The organism is Lawsonia intracellularis PHE/MN1-00, assembly GCF_000055945.1.
GTDB classification, from domain to species: Bacteria; Desulfobacterota; Desulfovibrionia; order Desulfovibrionales; family Desulfovibrionaceae; genus Bilophila; species Bilophila intracellularis.
Genome location: NC_008011.1, coordinates 75,864 through 101,497, shown reverse-complemented (window position 1 = coordinate 101,497; position 25,634 = coordinate 75,864). Strand labels below are relative to the sequence as shown.

At 30.7% G+C, this 25,634-nt stretch carries 26 protein-coding genes; 9 read left to right on the top strand and 17 right to left on the bottom strand.

All coding sequences use genetic code 11. The features are described from left to right. Positions 1-6 precede the first annotated feature (6 nt). From LI_RS00425 to LI_RS00415, 3 genes are all read right to left on the bottom strand, one after another. Positions 7-1,302, bottom strand: coding sequence for an ABC transporter substrate-binding protein (locus LI_RS00425; protein WP_011526160.1), 1,296 nt, complete (start codon positions 1,300-1,302; stop codon positions 7-9). Positions 1,303-1,434: 132 nt separating this feature from the next. Beyond that, positions 1,435-2,484, bottom strand: a complete 1,050-nt coding sequence (locus tag LI_RS00420) for an ABC transporter ATP-binding protein (RefSeq protein WP_011526159.1) — start codon at positions 2,482-2,484, stop codon at positions 1,435-1,437. Positions 2,485-2,501: 17 nt separating this feature from the next. Beyond that, positions 2,502-3,305: a phosphodiesterase gene (locus LI_RS00415; protein ID WP_011526158.1), complete on the bottom strand. Its 804-nt coding sequence runs from the start codon at positions 3,303-3,305 to the stop codon at positions 2,502-2,504. Between the two features lie 243 nt (positions 3,306-3,548). On the opposite strand from LI_RS00415, the gene LI_RS00410 reads away from it, so the two are divergent. Further along, entirely contained in the window at positions 3,549-3,959 is a 411-nt protein-coding gene (locus LI_RS00410; RefSeq protein ID WP_223604117.1) for a rhodanese-like domain-containing protein, read from the top strand. Positions 3,960-5,112: 1,153 nt separating this feature from the next. Here LI_RS00410 and LI_RS07485 read toward each other — a convergent pair. The 9 genes from LI_RS07485 to yihA all read right to left on the bottom strand — a co-directional run bounded on the left by LI_RS07485 (position 5,113) and on the right by yihA (position 10,697). After that, a complete protein-coding gene (locus LI_RS07485; RefSeq protein ID WP_155800192.1) occupies positions 5,113-5,283 on the bottom strand; it encodes a hypothetical protein in 171 nt (56 codons plus the stop codon). A 141-nt stretch (positions 5,284-5,424) separates the two neighbouring features. Continuing rightward, positions 5,425-5,901: a hypothetical protein gene (locus tag LI_RS00405; RefSeq protein ID WP_011526156.1), complete on the bottom strand. Its 477-nt coding sequence runs from the start codon at positions 5,899-5,901 to the stop codon at positions 5,425-5,427. A 217-nt stretch (positions 5,902-6,118) separates the two neighbouring features. Next, positions 6,119-6,577, bottom strand: coding sequence for a hypothetical protein (locus LI_RS00400; RefSeq protein ID WP_011526155.1), 459 nt, complete (start codon positions 6,575-6,577; stop codon positions 6,119-6,121). Between the two features lie 87 nt (positions 6,578-6,664). Further along, complete coding sequence (locus LI_RS00395) at positions 6,665-7,210, bottom strand: hypothetical protein (RefSeq protein ID WP_223604138.1); 546 nt, start codon at positions 7,208-7,210, stop codon at positions 6,665-6,667. A 131-nt stretch (positions 7,211-7,341) separates the two neighbouring features. After that, positions 7,342-7,767 carry a hypothetical protein gene (locus LI_RS00390; protein ID WP_011526153.1) on the bottom strand — a complete coding sequence of 142 codons (426 nt, stop codon included), beginning with the start codon at positions 7,765-7,767 and terminating at the stop codon, positions 7,342-7,344. 114 nt (positions 7,768-7,881) lie between these two features. Next, complete coding sequence (locus LI_RS00385; protein WP_011526152.1) at positions 7,882-8,541, bottom strand: hypothetical protein; 660 nt, start codon at positions 8,539-8,541, stop codon at positions 7,882-7,884. Positions 8,542-8,720: 179 nt separating this feature from the next. Beyond that, positions 8,721-8,924: a hypothetical protein gene (locus LI_RS00380; RefSeq protein WP_041817027.1), complete on the bottom strand. Its 204-nt coding sequence runs from the start codon at positions 8,922-8,924 to the stop codon at positions 8,721-8,723. Between the two features lie 520 nt (positions 8,925-9,444). After that, complete coding sequence (locus tag LI_RS00375; RefSeq protein ID WP_041817026.1) at positions 9,445-9,732, bottom strand: hypothetical protein; 288 nt, start codon at positions 9,730-9,732, stop codon at positions 9,445-9,447. A 356-nt stretch (positions 9,733-10,088) separates the two neighbouring features. Continuing rightward, positions 10,089-10,697 (bottom strand): ribosome biogenesis GTP-binding protein YihA/YsxC, encoded by a 609-nt coding sequence (gene yihA / locus LI_RS00370; RefSeq protein WP_011526151.1) that lies wholly within the window; start codon positions 10,695-10,697, stop codon positions 10,089-10,091. Between the two features lie 306 nt (positions 10,698-11,003). Here yihA and efp point away from each other — a divergent pair, with 306 nt between their 5' ends. The 3 genes from efp to lolA all read left to right on the top strand — a co-directional run bounded on the left by efp (position 11,004) and on the right by lolA (position 15,078). Next, the gene (efp, locus tag LI_RS00365; RefSeq protein ID WP_011526150.1) at positions 11,004-11,561 is read left to right on the top strand and encodes an elongation factor P; all 558 of its coding nucleotides are present in this window, start codon (positions 11,004-11,006) and stop codon (positions 11,559-11,561) included. 76 nt (positions 11,562-11,637) lie between these two features. Then, a complete protein-coding gene (locus tag LI_RS00360) occupies positions 11,638-14,325 on the top strand; it encodes a DNA translocase FtsK (protein ID WP_011526149.1) in 2,688 nt (895 codons plus the stop codon). Positions 14,326-14,379: 54 nt separating this feature from the next. Then, positions 14,380-15,078, top strand: a complete 699-nt coding sequence (gene lolA / locus LI_RS00355; protein ID WP_223604119.1) for an outer membrane lipoprotein periplasmic chaperone LolA — start codon at positions 14,380-14,382, stop codon at positions 15,076-15,078. Between the two features lie 177 nt (positions 15,079-15,255). Here the strand turns inward: lolA and LI_RS00350 are convergent, their stop codons facing one another. Both LI_RS00350 and LI_RS00345 read right to left on the bottom strand, forming a co-directional pair. Continuing rightward, complete coding sequence (locus tag LI_RS00350) at positions 15,256-15,654, bottom strand: Ros/MucR family transcriptional regulator (RefSeq protein WP_011526147.1); 399 nt, start codon at positions 15,652-15,654, stop codon at positions 15,256-15,258. 627 nt (positions 15,655-16,281) lie between these two features. Then, on the bottom strand, positions 16,282-16,962 hold the full coding sequence (locus LI_RS00345; protein ID WP_015353666.1) for a tetratricopeptide repeat protein: 681 nt from the start codon (positions 16,960-16,962) through the stop codon (positions 16,282-16,284). A gap of 465 nt (positions 16,963-17,427) precedes the next feature. Between LI_RS00345 and nadD the strand changes: the two genes are divergently transcribed. Both nadD and LI_RS00335 read left to right on the top strand, forming a co-directional pair. After that, on the top strand, positions 17,428-18,105 hold the full coding sequence (gene nadD, locus LI_RS00340; RefSeq protein WP_223604123.1) for a nicotinate (nicotinamide) nucleotide adenylyltransferase: 678 nt from the start codon (positions 17,428-17,430) through the stop codon (positions 18,103-18,105). Between the two features lie 515 nt (positions 18,106-18,620). Next, the gene (locus LI_RS00335) at positions 18,621-18,941 is read left to right on the top strand and encodes a hypothetical protein (RefSeq protein ID WP_011526144.1); all 321 of its coding nucleotides are present in this window, start codon (positions 18,621-18,623) and stop codon (positions 18,939-18,941) included. An 86-nt stretch (positions 18,942-19,027) separates the two neighbouring features. On the opposite strand, the gene LI_RS00330 is transcribed toward LI_RS00335, so the two are convergent. Next, positions 19,028-19,792 carry a DeoR/GlpR family DNA-binding transcription regulator gene (locus tag LI_RS00330; RefSeq protein ID WP_015353665.1) on the bottom strand — a complete coding sequence of 255 codons (765 nt, stop codon included), beginning with the start codon at positions 19,790-19,792 and terminating at the stop codon, positions 19,028-19,030. Between the two features lie 768 nt (positions 19,793-20,560). Then, complete coding sequence (locus tag LI_RS00325) at positions 20,561-21,070, bottom strand: DUF1269 domain-containing protein (protein WP_011526142.1); 510 nt, start codon at positions 21,068-21,070, stop codon at positions 20,561-20,563. 341 nt (positions 21,071-21,411) lie between these two features. On the opposite strand from LI_RS00325, the gene LI_RS00320 reads away from it, so the two are divergent. Genes LI_RS00320 through LI_RS00310 form a run of 3 tightly spaced genes read left to right on the top strand, consistent with a single transcriptional unit; the run spans position 21,412 to position 23,821 of the window. Further along, entirely contained in the window at positions 21,412-22,323 is a 912-nt protein-coding gene (locus LI_RS00320; RefSeq protein ID WP_011526141.1) for an ABC transporter substrate-binding protein, read from the top strand. Further along, positions 22,320-23,066, top strand: a complete 747-nt coding sequence (locus LI_RS00315) for an ABC transporter ATP-binding protein (protein WP_011526140.1) — start codon at positions 22,320-22,322, stop codon at positions 23,064-23,066. The genes LI_RS00320 and LI_RS00315 overlap by 4 nt, the downstream gene beginning before the upstream one ends. After that, a complete protein-coding gene (locus LI_RS00310) occupies positions 23,063-23,821 on the top strand; it encodes an ABC transporter permease (RefSeq protein WP_011526139.1) in 759 nt (252 codons plus the stop codon). Before LI_RS00315 ends, LI_RS00310 begins: the two co-directional genes overlap by 4 nt. A 70-nt stretch (positions 23,822-23,891) precedes the next feature. Here the strand turns inward: LI_RS00310 and LI_RS00305 are convergent, their stop codons facing one another. Then, positions 23,892-25,559 (bottom strand): LysM peptidoglycan-binding domain-containing protein, encoded by a 1,668-nt coding sequence (locus tag LI_RS00305; protein ID WP_011526138.1) that lies wholly within the window; start codon positions 25,557-25,559, stop codon positions 23,892-23,894. Positions 25,560-25,634: the final 75 nt, after the last annotated feature.

Genomic DNA, 25,634 nt, shown 5'->3' with positions numbered 1-25,634 from the left:
TTTTTATCAATTACTGTAACGTAATAAGATACGTTCTGCATCTTTTTGTGCTTCTTCTAGTGCTAGAGATGGAGTTTTAGTTCCAGTTACAGCAGACTGTATAGCATCCTCTAATACTTTAGTTACACGCTGGTTTGCATGAGTTGATAACTCAGCAACTCCATATTTTAATTGTTCAAGGGCTACATCAAGGTAGGGGAATTCTTTAATATATCTTTTCATATTCTCTGTCTGACAAGCATCAGGACGTACTAATACATAGCCTGTATCAATACTCCACTGTGCCGCACGCTCTTTATCAGTCATCCATTTTACAAACTTTAAGGCTGCATCACGTTCAGCTTCTGTTGTTTTCTTTAATATATAAAAATTGCCTCCACCTGTTGGTGAACCCAATCTTATATGTTTTGGTAACATAGATACGCCATAATCAAAAGTTGTATTTTCTTGAATATTTGTTAAGTTTCCTGTTGTAGTCCACATCATAGCTGTTTTCCCTTCAAGAAAATCTCTAGGTATTGTAGACCATTCAATAGTTCCTTTTTCCATCACACCATATTTATATGATAAATCAACTAAAAATTGAAGTGCTTCAACAGCTCTAGGGTCGTTAAAATATACTTTTGTCCCTTCTGAATTTGCAAGTTCAAGTCCATTTTGAATACATAATGCCTGAAACATCCAGTAAGCATACCCTGTAGTAGGAATAGAAATACCCCACTGTGTAACTTTTCCTGAACTATCTCTATTAACAAGCTTCTTACTTATATCAATAAGCTCTTGCCATGTTTGAGGGGGAGCTGTTGGATTAAGTCCTGCTTTAGTAAAAGCCTCTTTATTCCAAAACATAACAATAGTAGAGCGCTGAAAAGGTATACCCCACGTTTTTCCTTGAGCTTGACTATTTTTCATAAACACTGGGAAATAGTCATGACTTAACTCTGCTCCTCCAGGAAGATCTTCATATGCAATAATAGCATTTTCATCAATTAATGAATAAATATCACAAGCAAGTAACACTGCAACATGGGGAGGTTCACCTCCATGCATTGCTGTTAAAACTTTTGTAATAGTATCTTTATATGTTCCTGTATATATTGGCTTAATAACTATATCAGGATAAGTTCTCATAAACTCAGCAGTCATATCTTCAATAATTTTTGTGATAGGACCACTTACAGCAACAGGAAAACAAAATGTTAGATGCACCTTATCCAATGCTATAGCAAATGTTGGAACAACTATAATGAAACTAAGGACAAAACCTATATAATATATTTTATGTATAAATTGTCGAACCATTATTCTTCCCTATAATAACTCTTTGTGCTTTCTATATAATACACAAATATGAGGATAACTATAGATATATAAAGTTTCTATAACTACTCTAATATAACTATCTAATATATTTCTTTCTATGTTTTTTATCTATTAGTGTCTAGTGATCCTATTTCCTGTATCTCCATTAAAAAAATGCATATGCTCTGGTGAACAACTAAGATAAACTATCTCTCCAGGAGAACAAGTTACATTACCATGCTGAATAAAAATAATTTTTTCACTTCCAACTTTACAAGTTACTAATGAAACAGCTCCATGGTATTCATTAGATAATACGATACTAGGCCATCCAACAGAAGAAATTTGAAGATGTTCTGGTCTAACACCTATAACAGTAGCTCCTTCTGGGACTTGCGGAATAAAAATATCTTGAGAACCAGATATGATTAGCTTTCCATCCTTTTGAGATAAATTTATTATATTCATTGGGGGAGTACCAATAAAACTTGCAGCAAATATGGTTTGAGGCTTTATATACATATCTTCAGGTACAGCATGTTGCACAATTACTCCTTTATTCATAAGAATAACCTGATCAGCTATACTCATAGCCTCTACCTGATCATGTGTAACATAAACCATTGTCATTTTTAAAGCTTGTTGAATTTCCCTAATTTCTTTACGCATATCATTACGTAATTGTGCATCAAGATTCGAAAGTGGTTCATCCATGAGACATACAGATGCATTTGCAACAAGAGCTCTACCAAGAGCTACACGTTGTTGTTGACCACCTGAAAGCATAGAAGGTTTACGACCAAGTAAACCATATAAATTCAACATTGCTACAGCATTATCAAGACGTTTTTTTTGTTCTTGTTTCGGAACCTTTCTTACTTTAAGACCAAAAAGAATATTTTCTTGTACTGTTAAATGAGGGAAAAGAGCATAAGATTGAAATACCATAGATAAATGACGTTTTGAGGGTGGCAAATATGTTACATCACAATCATCAATGATTATTTGGCCTGATGTTACTTTTTCAAGACCAGCTATTAGCCTCAATGTAGTTGTTTTACCACAACCAGACGGTCCCAAGAGTACAAGTAAATTCCCAGATTCTACTTTAAAATTTATATCATCAACTGCTTTGGATGTATCCCAGTATTTACAAACATTATTCAAACAAATGGCAGACAATTTATTTCCTCTAATAGTTATGCTTTAATAATTATATTCGGGGTCTTATTACACTCTTGGAAATGAACTATTAACTGATCATTATTTACCAAAACAATACTATATCCTGATGGTTCTTTAAATCCAAGAACAGATTTATCAGATTGAAAATTTAAAGCAATTTGGTGTGCTGTACTTGGTGCACAAGAAAATGGTATACCATTCCATGAACCACAAATAGGCCGATGAATATGGCCAACAAACATATGGCGAATCTTATCTTTATATGGTTTCAATACAGCAAAAAATTCTTCAGAATTTTTTAAAGAGTGTACAATAGCATCCATTGAGGGAATTCCAAGAGAAAATGGTGGATGATGAAAAAATAATAACACAGGTTTTGTTGCTTGCTTAAGTTCATTAGCTAACCAGTCTAAGCGGGCAGCACAAAGTATTCCACTAGACTGATTTGCTATTGTTGTATCAAGAATGATACATAAACCTACAGGAGTATCTACTGTAAATTGAACAAAACCATTTGGATCTCTTGGATATTCAGGGATAGCTGTAAATAACGATTGTTTTAAATCATGATTACCCATAACAAGATACCATGGCATTGGTAGTTCTGATAACACCTCTTGAAGAAAAGAAAAACACTCCATGCTACCATCATTTGTTACATCGCCAGTTAGTATAAGAAATGCTGCATCTAAATGATCTCTTTTAATCTCATCAATACATGTCTGTAACTTTACTCTAGGATTATTATCGTATACTAAACAGCCTTGAGCAGAAATATGTGTATCAGAAATATGAATAAATTTTATTATAGACTGCATATATTGTCCTTAATTCAATAATCAAATTACTTAAGTTAACTGTTATATTATTATATTGAGTATTGCTATACTATAGTAGTAAATCTTGCTAATCTACCTCTTTAACATAAAAAATCTAATAAAAAACAATAGGATAATATTAATAAATATATTTATATATTGTGCTAATAGACTATTACCACTCTATGTATATTGTATTATTAAAAAGAAATAATAAGCTCTATAATAATTATGGAGATAACTATGAGTTATATCACTATATTAATTCCTGCATTACTTATAGTTCTAATTTGGCTTATCTTGCAATCTAAAACATTAGCCAATATACATGATCATTTAGCTATTACAGATAATGATGAGTTAGAGATTCTTTTAACTAAAGTGAGTGCAGTAACACTTATAGATGTACGCTCATCACAGGAGTTTAATGTAGGACATCTCACTGGAGCAATTAATATTCCTCTCAAATTCCTTAAAAAAAGTATTGATACTCTTGAAACAACAAAGCCTATTATATTAATAGGTAATAATAGCAAAAAGTTACAAAAAGTTGCTATCCTCCTTCAAAAAAGAAGACCTGATCTTACATTACAATATATAAAAGGAACATTAGTTCATACTCTTGATAACAATATCATAATAAAATGGGATTAAAAACTCCCTTAGCAATAAAGTTATGTTCATTAGTTACCAAGTGTTATAGTGAAGACTTATAATTAACAAGTCAACTAACACAGAATATTTTATATAAAAACACCCCTATAAAATTTATATTTATATAAAATAATACAAAAATACAAAAATTTTTTTATTTCTTTCATATAATTAGAATATAAATTTGTTGAGTTATACTTTGCAAAATAATTCAGTTAAATATCCTGTTGTTACTTAGTAATTAGTAGAATTATGTTACTACCAGATGAATTATATACTATTTATTAATTAATACTAGTAAAATAATGAGCATCCCCGTGTACCTCCCTACTAGTTACAATTCAGTAATTATAGTATAAAATAAAGGAGATGCTCTATGAGCCCATAATAATTATAGAAAAGCTCCTCATTCATATAATTATGACTCATTGGGTATAAAACTTGTATTTTCTGAGCTCTTACTTCATGATATAATTTACTAAAACATCCTATAATAACTTTCTATATAACTATTAGTAAATATTCACCTAATTTAGTTTATAATATATAGAAATTTTATCTTCCAATAATCAAATATTATTACTGCAATAGGTAACTTAATATAATCAGAGTACTACTTTTTTTAGCAATAAAAGAATTCATAGTTATATTCCTTGAAGCTTTAAGAATAAATTTAGAATAACAGAAAATATAAGCAGAATTCATGCCATACTAAAAGTATGTAAAACATATTTTATATAAGCAATATATTTATGCCCCTTCATTTTTTCTTTACCATTTCTATAATAATTATGTATCACTAAAAAATTGACAGAACCTTTTATAACCTTTTAATTATATAATAATGAGCTTAAGTTACTCTTTCAAGCTAGAGTAGTTATTTATTTAATGTATAAATAATATACAAAAAATAGATAGATATATAAAAATGATACTCCCAAGTATCATTTTTATATATCTATCCTAAATACATCCATAATAAGTCAGTTATAATAATATAATATTACGTTTTTCTTACCCAAAAAAGAATAAGAATTACTTAGGAAAAACTTTATATATGTAAAGTGTTTCACTTTGTTATTTGTATATTGTCTAATCAAAGCTACTCATTACTAACATAGGGAATATATATATATATTATGGTACATTCTTACTAATTTAAATCAGATTGAACTACTTTTGAAGAACTAATAGCACTTAATAGATATTCTGAAATACCAAAAGTTAAAATAGTTAGAATAGCTCTTCCACAAATATGAAATACAGATTTTGGATGGATAGTTACAATAAGTTTTTGTTCTGATAGTATGTTATTTTTCTCCATTTTCGTATACTTCCTAGATAGAATGTCAGATTAGTATAGCTTATGGTTAGCTATCCACTTTTGCTATGTATAATCTTATTTTTGTCATTACCATCTTCAGCCTACTTATTTTTTACATATCACATAACCAACTTATCCTTTTTAATCATTACTACCACGAGTAAGTGACATCTCAGCTGTAATACCGCTTGTAGGCATATGAGAAGATTGTTCAAAAATCAACTGTGTACGAGAAGATACACTTCCAGAACTACTAGTACTATCTGTACTTGATCTACGTGAAATTTCTAAAGGTGGTTGTGACTCAAATACATTTACTACTCTTGGTTGTGGATTCTGTGTAGCTTGTCTTGATTTATACAGAGAAATACCTTTCATAATTAATTCAGAAAACCCTAAGCTTATAACTGCAAGTCCAACACGTGCTGCCATTTTTAAACCTTGTTTACAATTAGCAGTATATAATGGAGAGGACGAGCTTAATGATGAAGTAGAGCTTGCTGATGATGTACTACTTGCACTACTACTGTCATTACTGTTTCTATTAGCGTAATCATAAAGCCCTTGATTCATAGCTGCTGATATCTTAGCTGCTATAGCTGGATCTATTGGCGGCATGCTCTTACTCCTCTCTTATCATAATGACTCAATGAATATAAACCATAATGACTTCTAAGATAACAATGAAATTTTTAGGTTATGTTTTACTATCCTAATATATAAAAAAGGTATAAAAATATACCTTATTAATTCATTTATAAAAGATACTAAACAAACTTATTTTATTTATTAGATATATAAATAGGTAAACAAATATTATATAACAGAGTAAGTTCTATCCACTAACACCACTACTACCTGATGAAGAAAAACCACCTCTATTGTATGGATCATGAAACGTAACTTTATCTTGATCTTTATTATAACTAACAGTAATTTCAGGACCTCTTGGACCAGATTGGCTGTCTCTTAATGAAATTAAATCAGCTAATCTTGATATCCCACTCCTAACTTGTGTTGCAGCATAACTATTTACTGCTCTTACACCTAAATTCCTCACTGTGAGAGTAGCACTTGCAAGTACTGAGCTTCCTACACGTGCCATTGCTCCTCCAAGTTGCCTACAGTTACTACAAAGACCATGTAGGAATGAAGATGCAGATGATGATGTAGCGCTTTTAGATGACGTCTCTTGTGTTTGTCGAGTATTTTCTGTCCTATTATCTCTATTTACAGATGTGTTATCTTCAAAGTCTTGAGGTCTAGGTGCGTTGAGCGTTATTGTAATTGGCATAGCTTACCCCACATTACCTTGCAGTATATATTATTATTTTCACGTACCCTACTTATAAAATAATTATTTCTTTAAAAAATGCTTCAACTATTCTCCTGTAGCACCACCACTATTTGTTTTAAGGGTCGTCTCAGCTGTAATACCGCTTGAAGGTTTCTGTGGTGAGTCATGAAACACAAAATGAGAACCACTAGATCCAGAACTAGGTGATGGAGACTCTTTACCAAAACTATTTACACCACCACTGTTCTTCTGACTAGAAGATGTCCACAAATTTTTATCATTATCATCAGTTGCAGATGGATTATGTATGCCACTTTTTTCAGGAAAACTAGGCTTACCAGTTTCCCATAATTTACCCATTCGTGCCCCTTCAGATTTAACTTGTCTAGCTTGATAAGCTTCTATCCCTTTTCTCACACCTTCAGAAATACCTAATGTTAGAACTGCAAGGGCAATACGTCCAGCTAACTTCAGACCTTTTTTACAATTCATACCACATAGTTTTGAAGAACCTTTACTGCCTTCTGTTTTCTCTGTATTCTGCGCTTCTGAAGTCTCATTAGTAGAAGTTGCTTGTGTTGTATCCGCCATTAAAGCTTGATTTATTCTTTGACCTGCATCTACTCTCATCACAAACCTCCCCTATATGTGGACAAGTCTTCATTTTTTGTTCTTTTTACTATCTAGCTAATAAATAAAAAAAGTAGAGAATATATTAACAAAAATATTTAGTTATCTAAGTTTCAACAGTGTTCCCCTCATTAAACCCAAAATCTTGTAGGCATACCATTACGATACATCAACCCATACCTATTTGGTGCTCTACTACCTAATTGTCTATTTCTCCTACTCCTATTCCTCTGAGGTTGACTTTGAGCTTCTTCTGAGTGTGACTGATTATCATCCCACACTCTTTTCTTCTTACCATTTTCATACCATGAAACACCTTTTACTATTGGTGGACCATATATTTCACTTTTTTTAGCTTTATACATCCTCATGCACTTAAATACAGCTTCTGACAAGCCTAGTGTAAAAATTCCAACAATAACACGTGCAACTATCCCCAACTCAATATTACAAAACTCCCAATAACTACTTATATCTTCCAGAGGCTTTTCTTTCTCTATAAGCTCATTCTCTTTTTTTATTCCATCATACCATGTTGGCTCATTATATATTTTCATAACTTATCCTCTTATTAAAAATTCTTTTACTATTTCCTCCTCTAACTATGACTAATCTGTTATATAATAAGCTAGTTATATACTCTTATAACAGCCTAACATTTAATAATAAAACTATGAGGACGATGATGAAGAACTACTACTCGATTCTCCAGGCTTTTTAGGTGTATCGTATATTGGTTCTTGAGAACGATTCCCTCCTGATTGTGGCATAGGTATAGGTGCACCTACTATCCCAAAATTTCTTGGAGTATCATAAATTGGATCTGTATCTGGTTTACCATGTGGAAGTAAAGAAGGTGATGTACTCCCCACTCCATGAGGCACATCATAAATTGGATCTGAATCTGGCCCACCATGTCTTTTATTAATAGGAGGTGGAGGTGGAGAAAAATCTGGAGGAGCACTGTCCCGTGGGTTACTAGTAGTATGCCTTGTGGATCCATCTTGACCACCAATTCCATGGCTACTAACTCTAGGAGCTAAACTTCCAGAAGAAACACCTGAAGCTGTTTTATCTCTTGTTATATATTGACTTAAGCTCCTAATAGAACTAACAAGACTAGAAAACATACTACTTATTGCAGCTCCAACACGTGAAAGACCACTAGAACAACGAGAACATAACCTACCCCAAAAAGAACTTGAAGATCTACGACCAGAAGTTTCTTCTGTTTGGTTTGTTTGTTGTGCTCCTTGACTAGATTCTACACTGCTTGTTGATGAATTATTTGGTGGTACTTGTCTCCAGCTACCATCTGATTCAATCCTCATTTCATCCTCCTTAGACTCAGAACATGAAGAGTGTAGACACAACTATGTCTAACTTAGTAGACATATATATATATATTAAGCTAAACATATATAATGCTCTCCAAATCTGAACAATATTGTTACCTAGTATATTACCAAAGTACACACTACAGATTGTTCTTAATACATTATGATTCAAACTACTGTATGTTTTCTAATATCAATTCAGAAACACCAAGAGTCACAACTTTTAGAGTAACATTATCCATCACTATAGTCATTTTTGTACATTGTTCATATTTATCTTTATATTCGCTATCCTTAAATATTCTTGTATCATTAGTAGGCTCAATTACCTGAAAATCATTTAATGTAACTTTATCTAACTGATAAAAAAATTTCATCTTAACTTCCTCCAAATATACAATAAGCCGTGGGATGCTTAACTTCACTAGGTTACTTGCCATTACTTATACAGTTACCTAGCTTTACGGCTTAACTAAAAAAAGCTTTAGAGGAACTAATAAAATTTTCTATCTTTAATAAATAAAAGCACAAAACATACCAGTTGTATTTTTTAATACTATAAACATTAAATATATAGATTAGTAAATATGATAACTATCTATATATAATGAAAAAATATCAATAATTATGACTAACTCTCCTATTTCTTCTTCCTTCATAAAATATATTTCAGATCTCCTATTTAGAAAAAAATAATAGGTTAAGTTATAAGAATATAAATAACTTAACCTATCATAATGAATATTCATTCATCAGATAATGAATCTTTTACTGTCAATGTATTGAAAAAAACTTTGTTATAATTTTGTCATTAACACACTAGGTTAAATTCATTACATATTCTATTCTTTCCTATTAGTTATACTTATCTATTAGCAATATATACCTATTTTTTAATCAAAAACGACACTGCTTATCTTTTTGAAGCATAGGTATTGAGCTTGATTGAATAGCACAGTAGCATGCAATGTATTTATTACTTTGATATATGGAGGGAATAAATGTCTCATATAAAAAGAAGGAAACAATATTATATGTAGATTGACATGTTGTTTTGAATTTCTTCCAAAATAATGCACAACTAGCAATATTACTATGTGTATCAGCTTGAGTTTCTGTTTGTAACGAATAATTTTCCAGTATTGAATTTCCATAAAAACCATTTCTCTGAATGAATTCGTTCATAATTTCTCTACCTTACTAATATTGTTATTGTGATATCATAATAAGAAAAAATCAGACTGGATAATAAAATGAGGATATTTATAATAGAGGTAGTAATATAAAGGAGTAGTAAGATAATAAAGGCTAACTAGCAAAAATTTATGCATAAATTAGGCCAGAAAACTTCTAAGAATTATTACTAATATTATAAAAAAATTCTTTTATAAAAATTATATAGTTACTATAGGTTATATTAAGTTTATTTATTCATATATTATATATAAATAAGCTGATAACATATACCTATGCCATAAATCTTGGCATTTAGTCTAAAACTAACAACAAAATTGGCTATGACAGTTCATTCTCCCTCATGCTTAATAGCTATCAATAGTATATTGTATACGTTCCCATAGCTGTTGTACCCCTTTCATATTTTTTGAAGAAACAAGTAATGGTTGTGTATTATTAAGCAATGCTCTCCACTCTTTTTGACGTTTATTTTGTTCAACCAATTTACATTTATCAATTTTTGTAAGAACAGGAATAAGAGGAATACAATAACTGGTAGCAAATTCAGCTAGTTCATAGTCTAGTTTTTGAGGAGGGATTCTACAATCTATAAGCAAAACAAAAGCTTTTAGCTTACTACAGTTTTTTAGATAATACTCTATAAGCATAGCCCAATGTTGTCTCTCTATTTTACTACATTGTGCATAACCATATCCAGGTAAATCTACCAACATAAAAGTATTTGGATAAACCGCATAAAAATTAATGGAACGTGTCTTTCCTGGAGTTCCACTTGTCTTTGCTAGTTGTTTACGACCTGCAAGAGCATTGATAAGAGATGATTTGCCTACATTTGATCGTCCTGCTAACGCAATCTGAAGTATATTGTTTTGCTCTAGAATATCTAATTGTTGTTGAAGCTGTTGTTTAGTAAAATTTGTTGCCTCAAGTTGAAGTTTGTATTGTGTCATCATTTGCCTTACTTCATATGAGATATTGACAAGCTTTGCTGAATGCTCAAAAATATCCCTTTCATATACTTAGTGGTAGTTATCATTATTGACTATAAAAAACGACGTCTGACAGTACAGATACTGTGTTATTGTAAATGAGTCTATACTGATAAAAAATAGTTATATATATATATATGAGCTGTACTTAGTTTTACTCTAATAACTAATAACCAAAAAACAAACAAAATTTCAATATCTCATTGTCGTTTAATGCTAAAATAATCAACATTAGTTACGTGCTATGTTAAAAACTGCTATGGAGGCAGCATGTATTCAACTACTGATTTTCGTAAAGGACTTAAAATAGAAATTGATGGTGTCCCCTATGATATAATAGACTTTCAGCATTTTAAACCTGGGAAAGGTGGAGCTATGGTCCGCACCAAACTCCGCAATATCCTTAATGGCCGAGTAATAGATAATACATTTCGTTCTGGAGAAAAAGTCGAACGGCCAAACTTAGAGTCAAGGGATATGCAGTTTCTTTATCATGAAGGCTCTGAACTCATCTTTATGGATCTTACAAACTATGAACAACTCCATATGTCAGAAGATGTTACTAATGGAAAATCTGAATTTCTTAAAGATGGACAACAATGCCGTGTACTTCTTTACAATGAAAAACCTATAGATATAGATATCCCTTTAACGTTAATTCTTGAAGTTATAGAAACAGAAACAGCTATAAAAGGTGATACTGTAAGTAATGTAACAAAACCTGCAAAGCTTGAAACAGGAGTTGTTATACAAGTACCTATATTTATTAATATAGGTGAGCGTATAAAAGTTGACACCCGTACTAAAGAATATATTGGTCGTGAGTAAGACTATTTTTACTACTAATCTATGAATACCATAAAAATATGATCATGATATCCCTCTATTACTATAGAATCTCACTATGATATATTCAGGCAAAGAAAATAAATCTACCCGAAATCTATCTCTTCAACAGAGTAGACCAAATAATGAAACACCTCCTGAAGATAATAATCAAAAACTTGCTCGTGAGTTATTTGGACTTTTCCTCATTTTCTGGGGATTGCTTGTCCTTTTAAGCCTACTTTCTCATGATCAACGAGATCCTAGTCTTAACCATGTAGTAAGTAATTTTTCAAAAGCTCATAATCAAGCAGGAATATTTGGTGCATATATCAGTGGGCTATTGGTAGATATATTTGGATTCTCTGCTATTGTTTGGCCAGCCATATTTATAGCATGGGGCGCTGGATGTATTACTACTTGGCTAACTATTCCTTGGTGGCGTTGGCTTGGATTTTTTATTCTTTCATTTTGCCTCATTTCCTTTGGTGCTGCATGGAACTTTGGTATTGGTGATGTTAGAGGTGGTGGCATCATAGGTATGACCATTTATAAACAATCTTCTATAATTTTTGGTACTATTGGTTCCACTCTTATTTGGCTTTTTTTATTCTTTATTTCTCTTGAATTTGCCTTTGGTATTGCATGGTTAAATATTCTTCATCGCCTTCAAAATATTATTAAAAATAAAATTGAAAAATATGACATTTCTTTAAAAACTATATGTTCAATATGTTTAAACTATAATTGGCTTTGTTTTATACAAAACTATTTTCCCTTTAAAAAACAAGAAGAATATATTGATATTATCCCATTATATGAAATTCATAACCCTACTCTGCAACCTGCTTACCCTTATGATTCTTCTTTATTACATAATACCCTTGCCCATCAGTATACAGGTATTGCTACGCTATCAAGCTATCGATCTGAAAGAATACAATATTCTCATACATCAAACAATCAACTATGGAACATACCACATTCTTTACAAGAAACATTAAAAAAGTCCCATAAGAAAAGCATAATCTCTACGACCTATAACGAATTCACTTCTCCTGACATAACTCCTCTAACACTCGAAGATGATACCTTTGAAGATACTCATATCGATATAGATAAATTAGAAAATTTAGACACAATAGATATCACCACACATCCATTGATAACCTCTCCTACGACTAACAAGTATGAGGAACAAATCCAACATACTTCTTCCAATAATTTACCAAAGCTACTAGAGTCATTCTCAGAAACATCTAGTATACCAACTTCAACAGCTTTGCGACAAACAACTAATCTTGTAAAACACAAACTACCATTACCTTCCTTATCCCTTCTTCATTCTTCTACAGAAAATGATATACTACCATCTCAACTTACTCTTAAAGAAAAAAGTAAAAAAGTGATGGATTGTCTTAGTGACTTTAATATTCAAGGAGAATTAGTTCGTGTTACACCAGGTCCAGTTATTACACTTTTTGAAATACGCCCAGCACCTGGAGTCCGTGTAAGTAGAATAGCAAACCTTAGTGATGATCTTGCAAGAAGTCTGATGGCTGAAGCCGTACGTATTCAAGCACCTGTTCCAGGTAGTGATACAGTTGGTATTGAAATACCAAATGAAAATAGATCACTGGTAAGCTTTAAAACACTTATACAGTCTAAAGCATTCAAAAACAGCTCATCACCATTAAGTATGGCCCTCGGTAAAGACATAGAAGGAAAGTCAACAGTCAAAGACTTGGCAACAATGCCACACATTCTTGTGGCAGGAACAACAGGCGCAGGGAAAAGTGTATGTCTTAATACAATACTATTAAGCTTTCTCTATAATGCTACTCCTACTGACTTGAAACTCATACTTATTGATCCTAAGAGGGTAGAACTAGCTATGTATACACAATTACCACACCTTATACATCCTGTTGTTACAGAACCTGCACTTGCTAAAGTAGCCTTAGAATGGGCTGTTTATGAAATGGATAGACGCTACAACTGTCTTGCACGCCTTGGAGTAAAACATTTTAATGAGTTTAATAAAAAATTACTTAGCATTGGCAATAACAAACCTGAAGAATTTGCAGATTTAACATACCTCCCTTACCTTGTAGTTATTATTGACGAACTTGCAGACCTTATGATGACTGCAGGAAAAGAAGTTGAAGGCTCAATTGTTCGCCTTGCACAGCTTGCTCGAGCTGCAGGAATACACCTTATTGTGGCAACACAACGTCCTAGTGTAGATGTAGTAACTGGACTTATTAAAGCAAACTTTCCCTCTCGTATTGCATTTCAAGTAGCTAATAAATATGATTCACGTACAATCCTAGATGCCACAGGTGCAGAACAACTTCTTGGGAAAGGTGATATGCTTTTTAAACCAAATGGTGGGAAGATTCAAAGACTTCATGGAGCTTTTGTCACAGATGAGGAAGTAACTGCTGTTACTGAATACTGGAGAAAACAACAAGCACCAGTATATGAAGTAGATTTTTCTAATTGGAATAACCCTCTCAATATAAATAATACTACAACTAGTAATACAAATACAAAAACTCCTTTTAGCTCAAGTGACGAAGAATCGTTATATGCTGAAGCTATTACTTTTGTTCAAGAACAAGGTAGAATGTCTATTTCTCTATTACAACGACGGTTCCGTATAGGCTTTAATAAGGCTGCTCGTTTTGTAGAAAGAATGGAAGAAGAAGGCATACTTCCTCCTACAATACGTGGAAATCGTTCACGTACTATACGTTCAAATTAGCCTTTGAAGAATATTATAAATACTATAATTTTTCCTAAGCAAAGGAACAAAAAAATGTCACAAAAATTTTCTATGCTACAACTAATATTATTTTTTTTAACTTTTATATTTTATTCATATATAACAGATAGTTATGCAGAGTCTATACCAATAGTAAAAGAATTACAGCAATCATATCAATCCATTAAAAACTTTTCTGCAACATTTACTCAAGAACTTACTCATCAAGAAAGTGGGTCCAAAGAAACACGTATTGGGAAACTCTTTTTTAAAAAACCACTTCTTGTCAGATGGGAAACAAACACACCTCATGAAGAACTTCTTCTTATTAATACCAATGCTGTATGGGATTATCTTCCTGATGAAAACCTTGTTTATAAGTACTCTACAGATATTGTAAAAGATTCCACATCTATTATTCAGGTTATTACTGGACAAGTACGACTTGATAAAAACTTCTCAATTATTGAAAATAATAATAATAATAATAATGAGCTAATCTTCCTTAAATTATACCCAAAAGAACCAACGACTCAAATGGTTGAGGCATTTTTATGGATTAATAAAAAAAGTTTACTCATTCACAAAGTACAATCAATTGATTTTTATGGAAATACAAATACTATTACTTTTATTAATATTACACCCAATACTCATATTGATAATAACATATTTCAATTTACTCCACCTAAAGATGTTACTATAGAAAATTTACAAGATTCATCTACACCAGAACGACCACTATTTAATTAGTATAGTAGCTATTCTATATAGAATTTTATATCTTCTATAATAAGATACTTTTTCTTATCTTAGAAAAAGTATACCTAACTATTATAAAAAATTAAAAAAAGAGGGGAGAGATTACTCTCCCCCCTTTTTTAGCTAACATTATTAATGATGTTAGTTAAAAGTTAATAATAACTTTTATTAACTCTTTCTACGCTTTTCCCAAAGCTTCATATCTTTCATTTTATTACGACGTTCACGTTGTAAACTTTTACATACTAACGGGGTATCTTTTTTTAGTCCCCACTTTTCACGATATTCATTGGCGTCAAGCCCATGACTACGTAAATGTTTACGTGTCAAAATTTTAAATGTCCTACCACACTCAAGACAAGTAATAGATTTTTCTTTAACTGACTTACGGGGATCCATTTGTAATTCTGTTGGTGCCTGCTCTTCTTGAATGCAATCACCTTCAGAAACAACCTTTATACCTGAAGAAAGACGACGAACCATAGAAATAATTTCATCTTCTGCCATTACCCGAACGCTGGCTTGTGCTTTTACTATATCTAATGCTTCTTTTAAAAAATCATCCATATAAGACCCTCCATTTTAATCTTCTGGAGATTAATAACTAACTATATAATTTAGTTTAGATTTATTAAAGGTTACTGAAAAGTATAGTATGATAGAGTATTATACTTACTATTCCCTAAGCTATATAACTGTTATAACTCTAATAAAAGTTATACAGTTTTTGATTATTCTATTTAGACAACATATGAGTTATCTATTCTACTTAATAGAAATAAAAATCTATTATAACAAAAAATAATTATGTATTCCACTAATTGGAGTAAGTTAAAATAATAATAATAATAATAATAAACACTTTACCGGCAAAATAAATAAAAATTACCTGAAAAGTGCCATGTTCTATTAACTCCAACTAGTTTATAGTAATACTAAAAATAACAAATAGTCAAAATAATATCTATTTAAGCTTAGTATATCTTAATAACTACTTAAAAAGTATAGATTACTTAACTATGACTATTTTGTTATCTAATATAAACTTTTATATTATCAAAAAAAAGTTTATATTCTATCTTTATAATTATTATATTTCAATACTTTTTTACTAAAAAATAATAATCTACTATAGCTACACCAATCAAAATTAATGTAATAGTTTTATTACTACCTTTTTTATACATCCTATTCTTAACTATTACTTAATATTGTAAGCTTATTTTCATAGTATGTAGCGTCAACTCCTGTTATATTTAATTCATCTATAAGCTTCTTATAAGCAGATATAGCAATATTTTTTTCTCCTATATGTTCAGCACATATAGCTTGTGACTCATAAATTCCTGTTAAGATAGGATTTGAAGCAACTTCTTCAAGACTTAATAATACATTTAATGCTTCTTTCCAGTTACCAGTTCTTTGTAAAAGATCCGCCTGATTAAGGCCTGATAAAATACCAATAGCACCTTTAGGATCTTTATTATATAAGATACCATACTCTTCAGCAGCCTTTTGATATTGTTCTAATTGAACAGCCCAAAATGCTAATTGAAGAATAATGCCTTTTTGTAAAGCAGTAGGAGCTGTTTTTTCAAACTTTATCAATGTATCAAATTGTTCAGTAGATACCGAATTAATTAAAATTTGACCAAGTGCTGCTTGTGCCTTTATTTCTTCACGAGAACTATACCAACTCCAGACTCCAGCAATAATTACTATGCTTAGTAATATAAGAAAAAAAGCTATAATAGTTTTTGAATGTCTAATAATAAATGACAATAAAGGACTAGAATTTTCTATATACTCTACTTGTGGATCAGCTATTTGTTCTAATGAAGAATTTTGTTCTTTATGACGAAAAGGAATAATCATTAACTCACCTTAATAAGGAACAATTGTCCAAATAAACATTATATTAACAACATATAAGCTCTATTAACTATACAATATAACAATATATATGTCAAAAGAAAAATATCTTTTTTAAATCAATAAGACTAGATAACCTAAAAAGAATAATATAACATTATATTGTTAGTATCATATAGTTAGCATAAATAATAAATACAATAACTAAAAAATAATTACAGCTAGCATAAAAAATTTATTAATGTATCTTTACAAAAGATATCTATAGTAGATTTTACTTATGCAGCAAATAAATTAAAGTAAAGTTCATACAGATAATAAATAGAAAAAATCTTTCATAACATACTATTATTCACTATAAAATAAAAAATAACCAAAGATATAATTAGTATTTTCAAAAAGAAAAAATTATGATGAATTCTATTTAACCATAAGCTGCTAAAAACAAAAATAATGAAATTGAGCATCATGAATCAAAAACTTATTGGAATACTTGGAGGAACATTCAATCCTGTACACTCAGCACATATAAACATTGCATTAGCTGCAATAAAATATATGCATCTAGAGCAAATACAATTCATACCATGTATGGTACCTCCTCATAAAACAACTAAAAATGTTATTCCATTTCAACTACGTGTGGATCTTTTGCAAGCTGCTATACAGGGAAATCCATTATTATCTATTAACACTATAGAATCTATATTGCCTCAACCATCATACACTTGGAACATGCTCAATTACTGGAAGAAACTACATACTCTTCATCAGCCACTTTTTATTTTAAGTGATGAAGATTTTGCCATGCTAGATACATGGTATAATGGTCTTGAACTACCTAGTATTACAAATTTCTTAATAATTCCAAGATCTACAAACAAAAAACAATCATTTTCATCAACACTAAAACGCTTTTGGAATTGCACTACAATAATACAAGATCGTCATAACAAAATGGTAAGTTATGCATCAATATTTAAAAATTTATACTGTTTCTTTCTTAATACTCCTATAATGGATATACGCTCCTCAAATATCAGATCCGCATGGAAAGGAGGAGTGTACCTAAATCATACAATGCCAACACCTGTCACAAAAATGTTAGAATATCACCAGAATATATTAAAAAAATTATGGAAATAAAATATTTTTATACTCTTAGCACATTAATTTTTTCATACCCCAACTATGCACTCTATATACACTTTACATACATACCTTTCTTATAACATTACTTTTTAACATTTTGTATTTTACTATTTTTAATATTTTTAACTTAATAAAATAAGTTATGAATATATAATAACTAATTATATATAATTAATAACAAAAATTAGCATATCAAACATATTATTTTTTATAATAATGTTCTATATTAGATTAATATAGACTGTTGTAGTATTTTAATACATGATTAATAACTAACTGTTTTCATAATAAAATAAGTTATGAAGAGTGTATCTTTATGATTTAATTGAATAATAAAAAATTTATTAAATAATTCATATTTATATTTGTATGTAACATGCCTAATAAAATACTCTTATATTGAATTAGTAAAATGTCATATTTATGTTAACACATTCATATAATAATAAAATTATTGCTTTATACATTACAAAAAGTTAATACTTACAAAAATTGATTGGAGGTCTGTAATGAAAATTGATAATGCTCCATCAGTACAGTCTATGTTACTTGGGAGATCTCAAAAAAACACAAATTCCTCCACTTTTAGTAGTCAGTTGAAAGAACAAGTTGATACCTCTACTAATAATATAACAATACAACAAACTACGCCTAATATTAAAGGTAATATAAGCTTACCAGATGTAAATATTATTAGTCGAGAAGCAACTCCTTTTCTCTCCAAAGAAGAAGTAGATTTTTTTGAAAAAATGATGCAAAAAAACATTAATCTTCAAGGGGGCTATAAGACTTACTCCACCCAACAATCTAGTATAAATATAAAAACATAATCTTGCTATATACCAAATAGATTATAAAGATATACTAGATTAGTTAAACTATAGGATAATGAATTATTTAAATTAAGCCTATAAAATCAGGCTATAAAAAGTTCTGTTCCTGAACTCTCCACTAACTGACGCCACTTTTCTTCTAATGGTCCATCAGTAAAAATAGCTTTTACATTTGATAACCCACCTACTCTAACCATAGCAGGTCGACCAAATTTAGAGCTATCTGTTGCTAAAAATACTACTCTAGAATATTCAATAATCGTTCTAGCTACAGCAACCTCTCTATAATCATAATCTAACAAGTTTCCAGATTCATCAATACCAGAAATACCTATGATACCATAATCCATACGGAATTCACTCATAAAGCGTTCTGCACTTGCTCCTACAATTCCGTGATCTTTATGTCGGACTGTACCACAAGCTACAAGAACATCAAAAGAGCTATTTCTTGCACAAATAGCAGCTACATTTAAACTATTTGTTAGTATTCTTAAGTTCTTATGTTCAAGAAGCGCTCTAGCAGCCTCTTCGGTTGTTGTCCCAATATTAATGAAAAGTGATGCTCCATCAGGGATGTGATTTGCAAGTAACCTTGCAATTCTATTTTTTTCCTCTGAACAAATGCTCTTTCGTTCATCGTAAACAATGTTTTCAGAGCCAAGAGGCATTCCTGCACCACCATGGAATCTCTGAACTTTTCCATCTGATGCTAATCTGTTTATATCTTTACGAACAGTTTGTGGGGTCACATCAAAATGTCTAGCAAGATCTTCAATAGTTGCATAGCCACGGGCAGCAAGAAATTCTTGCAATGCTTTATGGCGCTTAGTTGTCTTATTTATCATAATCACCTTAACATATACTCAAATTTCTAATGTCACTTTGTAAAATGAAAAGTGGTTAAAATAACTAGCGATTATTCATGTAAGTAATTAGTTAACGTTTCTTTCAAAAAATTTATATACAACAAGCTCATAATATATATCATAACTTACCGTGAAAATTTACTTTTCGCAATAACTAGTTTCTGTATAATGTAATCATCCATTAAGCTAGTATATTTTTTATACTAACTCACTATTATTCTAATATGTTAGAATTAAATTAGGTTAGATTAGATTATATAAGTAAATCTTAAAATATTTTTTAAGATAATAACGCTAATTAACTTTTATGGTATAAGTAAAAAGTAAAAAATGTAACTTAACATATAATTATAATTATTAATAACTATGTAAAATTTATATATAAAATTGTTTTATTATATCAAAAACTAAATTAAGAAACTAAATTATTTATTATCTGTATGTATTAATTATAATAAATATACTATTAATTTTTACTAAATTAATTAGTCCTATTACTATTCACTAGAACTTTAACATATAGTAAATTATAAATTAAACAAAAAAAGAATGTTATATTTTGAGTAATGTCAATAAGATAAGATTATAAGAAGTAAAAAAAATATTAATAAATTGATATATCGATACAGAATTCCATATCTTCTTTTTTATTGATTCATTAGCTACATAAAATTACAGAGGTAGGGAGAGAAAAAGAGAAAGAATAATAGTCCATCAATATTGATGGACTATTATTTAATAAATAAATTAGTTACTACTATCATCATTAGATGACATACCATTAAGAGCTTCTTGTAATTTTGCTTCGTCTGCATGGGATAATGATGATTGAATGATTACTCCACCTGTACCATGAAGTGCGTCTAATACCTTGTCAGTAATATTTGAATTTACTAATACAAATAATGCTGATGATCCTGGAGTTAACTGTTTTGCAAGATTTTTCATAAAATCATCACTAATACCAACATCACTTAAAGCACCAGCAATGGCACCTGCACTTGCTCCTACAGCTAATCCCAATAGTGGATTTAAAAAGATTAAACCAATAAGTGTTCCCCAAAAACCTCCACTAACAGCTCCTCCAGCTGTGAGATTATACATTTGATGTAGCTTTATTTTCCCATCTGGTTTACGTACCACAACTACAGCATCTTCTAATGCAACTAGATATTCTTTTTGCATCTTTAAAAAGTCTAATCTAACTTCTTCTGCTTTTAACTCGGTATCATAGGTTACAACAATTAAAGTTTGCACAGTAATCTCCTTTCATAATATGAAAAAACTACCTGATGCTTATTATCGCTAACTATTATTAAATAATAAAATTAGATAATCTTCTTTAATTAGTCTACCATATTATAAAAAAATACTGAAAATAATATTGAATAATAAGGAAAATAGTAACAAAATTCATATCTGTCTTTTTAGCTATTGTCTTATCCTTAGTAAAACGATATATTTTAATAACCTAGTATTATTTAACACCAATAAGTTATTAATACTATCTATAGCTAAAAAGTATATAGTAATCTAAAAAGTAACTTATTTATAAAATAACTATTTATTTTTAATAATAATCAGTAGATGAGGTTTGAATGATTATTATTCGCATTTTTCTTTTTTTACTTATTATGAGTTATACTCAACTTGCCCAAAGTGCTATAAATATAGGTACACTGCCTGCAGCATCTTCTATCATTTTACATGTTGCTATTGATGAAGGCCTCTTTGCTGATCAAGGCCTTGAAGTGAATCTTGTACCTTTTAGAAGTACAGTTGAACTTAGTTCTGCTATGCGTGCAGGTATGCTTGATGGACATTTTACCGATATTGTCACTGTTCTTCTCCAAAATGAAACAGGTGTCCCACAGCAAATTGTGGCAACAGTAGCACGATCAACAACACAACATCGCAATTTTGGTATTGCTGTTTCTCAAAAATCTTCAATTCAATCTCCTAACGATTTAAAAAATACACCTATTGCTATTTCCAAAGCTACTATTATCGAATTTTTAGCTTCAAGACTCCTACAAAAAGCTCATTTACCCCCAACAAGTTGCCCGCTAACTGATATCAACAGGATTGCTTTACGCACACAGCTTCTCATGTCAAATAAGATTGAAGCAGCCCTATTAGTAGAACCATTACTATCGTTAGCAGAAAGTAATGGCTCAAAAGTTATCCTTGATGATAAGGGACTTAATCTTGTTTTTGCTGTTATTGCATTACGTAAAGAAGTATTAAGTGATAACATAGCACAATCTTTTCGTAATGCATTGTTAGAAGCCGCAAAACGTATCAATGCTAACCCAGATACCTACCGTACACTTATGGTTAACAAAGACTTGCTTCCTCAAGATGTTGTTATGACTTTTGCTATGCCTTTTTTTGATATTGAAAAAGAACCATTACCTAATTCAGCTGATATAGAAACCTTTGCAAATTGGATGATATCTTCAAAACTATTACAAACATCTCCTAGCTATGAGGAAATAGTTCTACAATGAGCTTTCATGGTATTTCAGTAGTAAATATAAATAAAATATATAATAATACTCTAATTCTCCATAATCTTTCTTTTAAAATTCCTGCTGGAGAAACTCTCTCTATTATTGGTCCTTCAGGATGTGGGAAAACAACTCTCCTCTATATTCTTTCAGGACTTGAAAAAGCAACTTCAGGTGATGTATCACTATATAGCAAAAAAATAGCTTTTATTCTCCAAGACTATGGACTTTTCCCATGGAAAACTGTTGAAGAAAATATACTTTTACCACTATTACTCCAATCTACTCCTATAAAAGAACAAAAAAAAGCCCTTAAAGAAATATTAGAAGAACTCCAACTTGTAGGACTTGAAAAAAGATATCCAATACAATTATCAGGAGGACAAAGACAACGAGTTGCTATTGGAAGGGCCTTAGTAACAAAACCAGATATTCTTTTTATGGATGAACCATTCTGCTCTCTTGATGCTATTACAAGGGAACGGTTACAGAATACACTTTTTAAAATATGGCAACATAGAAAAATAACTTTTGTTCTTGTAACTCACGACATCATAGAAGCTACATTTTTAGGGAAATATATCATGGTTCTTACACCTACTCCTTCTCCATCTATGTACTGGATAGAAAACTCTACTTTCAATACTAGACATTGCCGTACCCATGAAACATTCTTTAAAATTACATCAAAACTCCAACAACTCCTTATACCTATCCCTAGCTGTGATAAAGAAAATATATGAAAACAACATTTAAATACCTCTTAGCTATAGTTATAATAGTTGTCCTATGGAAGATTGGAAGTATCATTATTGGGGAAAATATTTTACCTAACCCAACAAAAGTTCTTATCTACTTTTATAATAGTTTAAAAACAAAACTCTTTTTAACTCACGCAGGTATAAGTATTTTGAGAATATCTGTTGCTATGGCACTTGCATGGTTTACAGCTTTTCCTTTTGGCCTACTTCTTGGTACTAAACATTTAGTAGATACTATTTTTTCTCCTATCATTTTCTTAACATATCCCATTCCTAAAATTGTTCTACTTCCTATTTTTCTAACTCTTTTTGGTCTTGGTGAGTCGCCTAAAATTTTACTCATCACACTTACAACAGGCTATCAAATACTTATTGCTACCCGAGCAAGTGCCCTCAACATTGACAAAAAATACCGTGACTCTTTTCGATCTATTGGAGGAACACCATCACAAGAACTACAACATGTTATTATTCCTGCGACATTACCTAATGCTTTAGTAGCTCTAAAAATTTCTAGTGGAACAGCTACAGCCGTACTTTTTATGGTTGAATCTTTTGCCACACAATCCGGCCTAGGTTTTCTTATTATGGATGGATGGGGTCGAGGCAATATGCTACAGATGTATACAGGAATTTTAGCAATGAGTCTTCTTGGAATGGGTCTTCATGAATTCTTTAATGCAATTGAAAGATACCTCTGCCGCTGGAATCATCTCCACTCAGGATTAGCAACTTAATTTTTTCTACTAACTAACTTAATTATCTACTTAAGCATCTCTCTTCATATCATAACTTTTATTATTATAATCAATTTATAGCAACTTGAACATAATCTCCAGGTCGAAGTTTACTTTGACGGCTTAAGTTATTTAAAGAAAGTAGGTCAATAGGAGGAACATTAAATTTTCTAGCAATACTCCATAAACTATCCCCTTGTTGTACCTGATATTGAACAATACGTTTAGGCTGAACTTGCTCTGGATCCTTTTTCAACATTGCCATAGGTGATATTTTTTCTATAGGAATGTAAAGTTGTTGCCCCACACTAATATCTGTATGAGACAAATTATTAGCAGTTACTAAACAATCTTGAGTTATACCATAATATTTAGCAATAGAAAAAAGTGTATCTCCTTTCTTTACAGTATGGAATTGTACTTTTGTATTCTGAGAGTTTTTAGTATCCTGAACTGTTTTTTCTTGATATATTTCTGGCTCTACATAGTTTGCCACCATTTTTGACGAAGATGGTATAGTAAGGATAGTACCAACCCTTAAAGAGCCATAATGAGGATTTGCATCTTTCAAGTCAGCAATAGAAACACCTGTTTTTTTTGCTATAGAGGAAATAGTGTCTCCCCTAACAACTCTATATTTTCCTCTATCCGCCATATATGTTTTAGATTTCGACTTTTTATTCAAAAAAGCATGAGCCATTCGAACTTTATGATGTGGAACATAAATAGTACTATGTACACCTGGTGGAGTAGTATGTTTTAAGTATGCTGCATTATGTGCAAAAAATTCATCCCAACTCATACCAAGATGCCTTGAAAGTGTTTTTAAATTTGTTCCTGGTTTTGCTTTTAATTCAACCATTTTCTGTGATTTAGACAATTCAATAGGTTCAAATCCTAACTGCTTTAAGTTTCTTATAATCTTACAAATTGCTAAAAACTTGGGTAAATATTGCTTTCCTTCTTCAGAAAGACGATTTTTTTCTGGAATACACTTATTACGTCTTCTAAGCTCAAAAAAAGACTTTGCTCCACTAGCAGCAAGAGCACGAGAAACACGCCCTTCTCCAGCATTATAAGCTGTAATAGCAAGATGCCAATCATTAAAAATTTGATGTAATCTTTTTAAATATTGAGCTGCTGCACGAGTTGACTCATAAGGATCACGCCTTTTATCAACCCAAGAGTTTTTGGACATCCCATAGTACTTTCCTGTTGCACAAGTAAACTGCCAAACTCCTGATGCACCTGTACAAGAACGAGCACATGGATTATAACCACTTTCAATAAAAGCTAAATACGCCAACTCATCAGGTAGTCCTTCTTGCCTAAAAGTTTTAATAATATGATGAAGATATCTACTAGCACGCTGCACATTTATTTCAACAGTTTTACGCTCATGACGTACATACTTTTTAAAGTGTAATAAAATATCTCTCATATCCTTTGAATCAATATTTCTATCAAATTGACCTTTTGAATTAAAAGCATTGAATTCTGTTTTATTTAAAGGTGTTCCGTCATCTGCAGGAAGATAAACAGTACCTGTTTTTTCTTCTTTACAACGGCTATAACTCCTTGTAGAAACAAACCTATCACTGCCAGAAAGTTTTTTATTTCCACAACCTTCTAATATTCCAAAGTTCAGTAGAAGTAATAAAAGCATTAAGTAATGAGAAACCTTTATTCTCATTGCTCTTGACCTAAGAATAAATATAACAGTTATAACTTGGTACACTTTTTACCCCAGATAACTCTTATATGGATTTATTACAAAAAACACAATAACTAGTAGATATGACTACTAATTATA

Bases quoted from the DNA above. Each gene is read 5' to 3' on its own strand.
- LI_RS00425 (WP_011526160.1), bottom strand. From the start codon at position 1,302: ATGGTTCGACAATTTATACATAAAATATATTATATAGGTTTTGTCCTT.
- LI_RS00415 (WP_011526158.1), bottom strand. From the start codon at position 3,305: ATGCAGTCTATAATAAAATTTATTCATATTTCTGATACACATATTTCT.
- LI_RS00410 (WP_223604117.1), top strand. From the start codon at position 3,549: ATGAGTTATATCACTATATTAATTCCTGCATTACTTATAGTTCTAATT.
- LI_RS07485 (WP_155800192.1), bottom strand. From the start codon at position 5,283: ATGGAGAAAAATAACATACTATCAGAACAAAAACTTATTGTAACTATC.
- LI_RS00405 (WP_011526156.1), bottom strand. From the start codon at position 5,901: ATGCCGCCAATAGATCCAGCTATAGCAGCTAAGATATCAGCAGCTATG.
- LI_RS00400 (WP_011526155.1), bottom strand. From the start codon at position 6,577: ATGCCAATTACAATAACGCTCAACGCACCTAGACCTCAAGACTTTGAA.
- LI_RS00395 (WP_223604138.1), bottom strand. From the start codon at position 7,210: ATGAGAGTAGATGCAGGTCAAAGAATAAATCAAGCTTTAATGGCGGAT.
- LI_RS00390 (WP_011526153.1), bottom strand. From the start codon at position 7,767: ATGAAAATATATAATGAGCCAACATGGTATGATGGAATAAAAAAAGAG.
- LI_RS00385 (WP_011526152.1), bottom strand. From the start codon at position 8,541: ATGAGGATTGAATCAGATGGTAGCTGGAGACAAGTACCACCAAATAAT.
- LI_RS00380 (WP_041817027.1), bottom strand. From the start codon at position 8,924: ATGAAATTTTTTTATCAGTTAGATAAAGTTACATTAAATGATTTTCAG.
- LI_RS00375 (WP_041817026.1), bottom strand. From the start codon at position 9,732: ATGAACGAATTCATTCAGAGAAATGGTTTTTATGGAAATTCAATACTG.
- yihA (WP_011526151.1), bottom strand. From the start codon at position 10,697: ATGATGACACAATACAAACTTCAACTTGAGGCAACAAATTTTACTAAA.
- efp (WP_011526150.1), top strand. From the start codon at position 11,004: ATGTATTCAACTACTGATTTTCGTAAAGGACTTAAAATAGAAATTGAT.
- LI_RS00360 (WP_011526149.1), top strand. From the start codon at position 11,638: ATGATATATTCAGGCAAAGAAAATAAATCTACCCGAAATCTATCTCTT.
- lolA (WP_223604119.1), top strand. From the start codon at position 14,380: ATGTCACAAAAATTTTCTATGCTACAACTAATATTATTTTTTTTAACT.
- LI_RS00350 (WP_011526147.1), bottom strand. From the start codon at position 15,654: ATGGATGATTTTTTAAAAGAAGCATTAGATATAGTAAAAGCACAAGCC.
- LI_RS00345 (WP_015353666.1), bottom strand. From the start codon at position 16,962: ATGATTATTCCTTTTCGTCATAAAGAACAAAATTCTTCATTAGAACAA.
- nadD (WP_223604123.1), top strand. From the start codon at position 17,428: ATGAATCAAAAACTTATTGGAATACTTGGAGGAACATTCAATCCTGTA.
- LI_RS00335 (WP_011526144.1), top strand. From the start codon at position 18,621: ATGAAAATTGATAATGCTCCATCAGTACAGTCTATGTTACTTGGGAGA.
- LI_RS00330 (WP_015353665.1), bottom strand. From the start codon at position 19,792: ATGATAAATAAGACAACTAAGCGCCATAAAGCATTGCAAGAATTTCTT.
- LI_RS00320 (WP_011526141.1), top strand. From the start codon at position 21,412: ATGATTATTATTCGCATTTTTCTTTTTTTACTTATTATGAGTTATACT.
- LI_RS00315 (WP_011526140.1), top strand. From the start codon at position 22,320: ATGAGCTTTCATGGTATTTCAGTAGTAAATATAAATAAAATATATAAT.
- LI_RS00310 (WP_011526139.1), top strand. From the start codon at position 23,063: ATGAAAACAACATTTAAATACCTCTTAGCTATAGTTATAATAGTTGTC.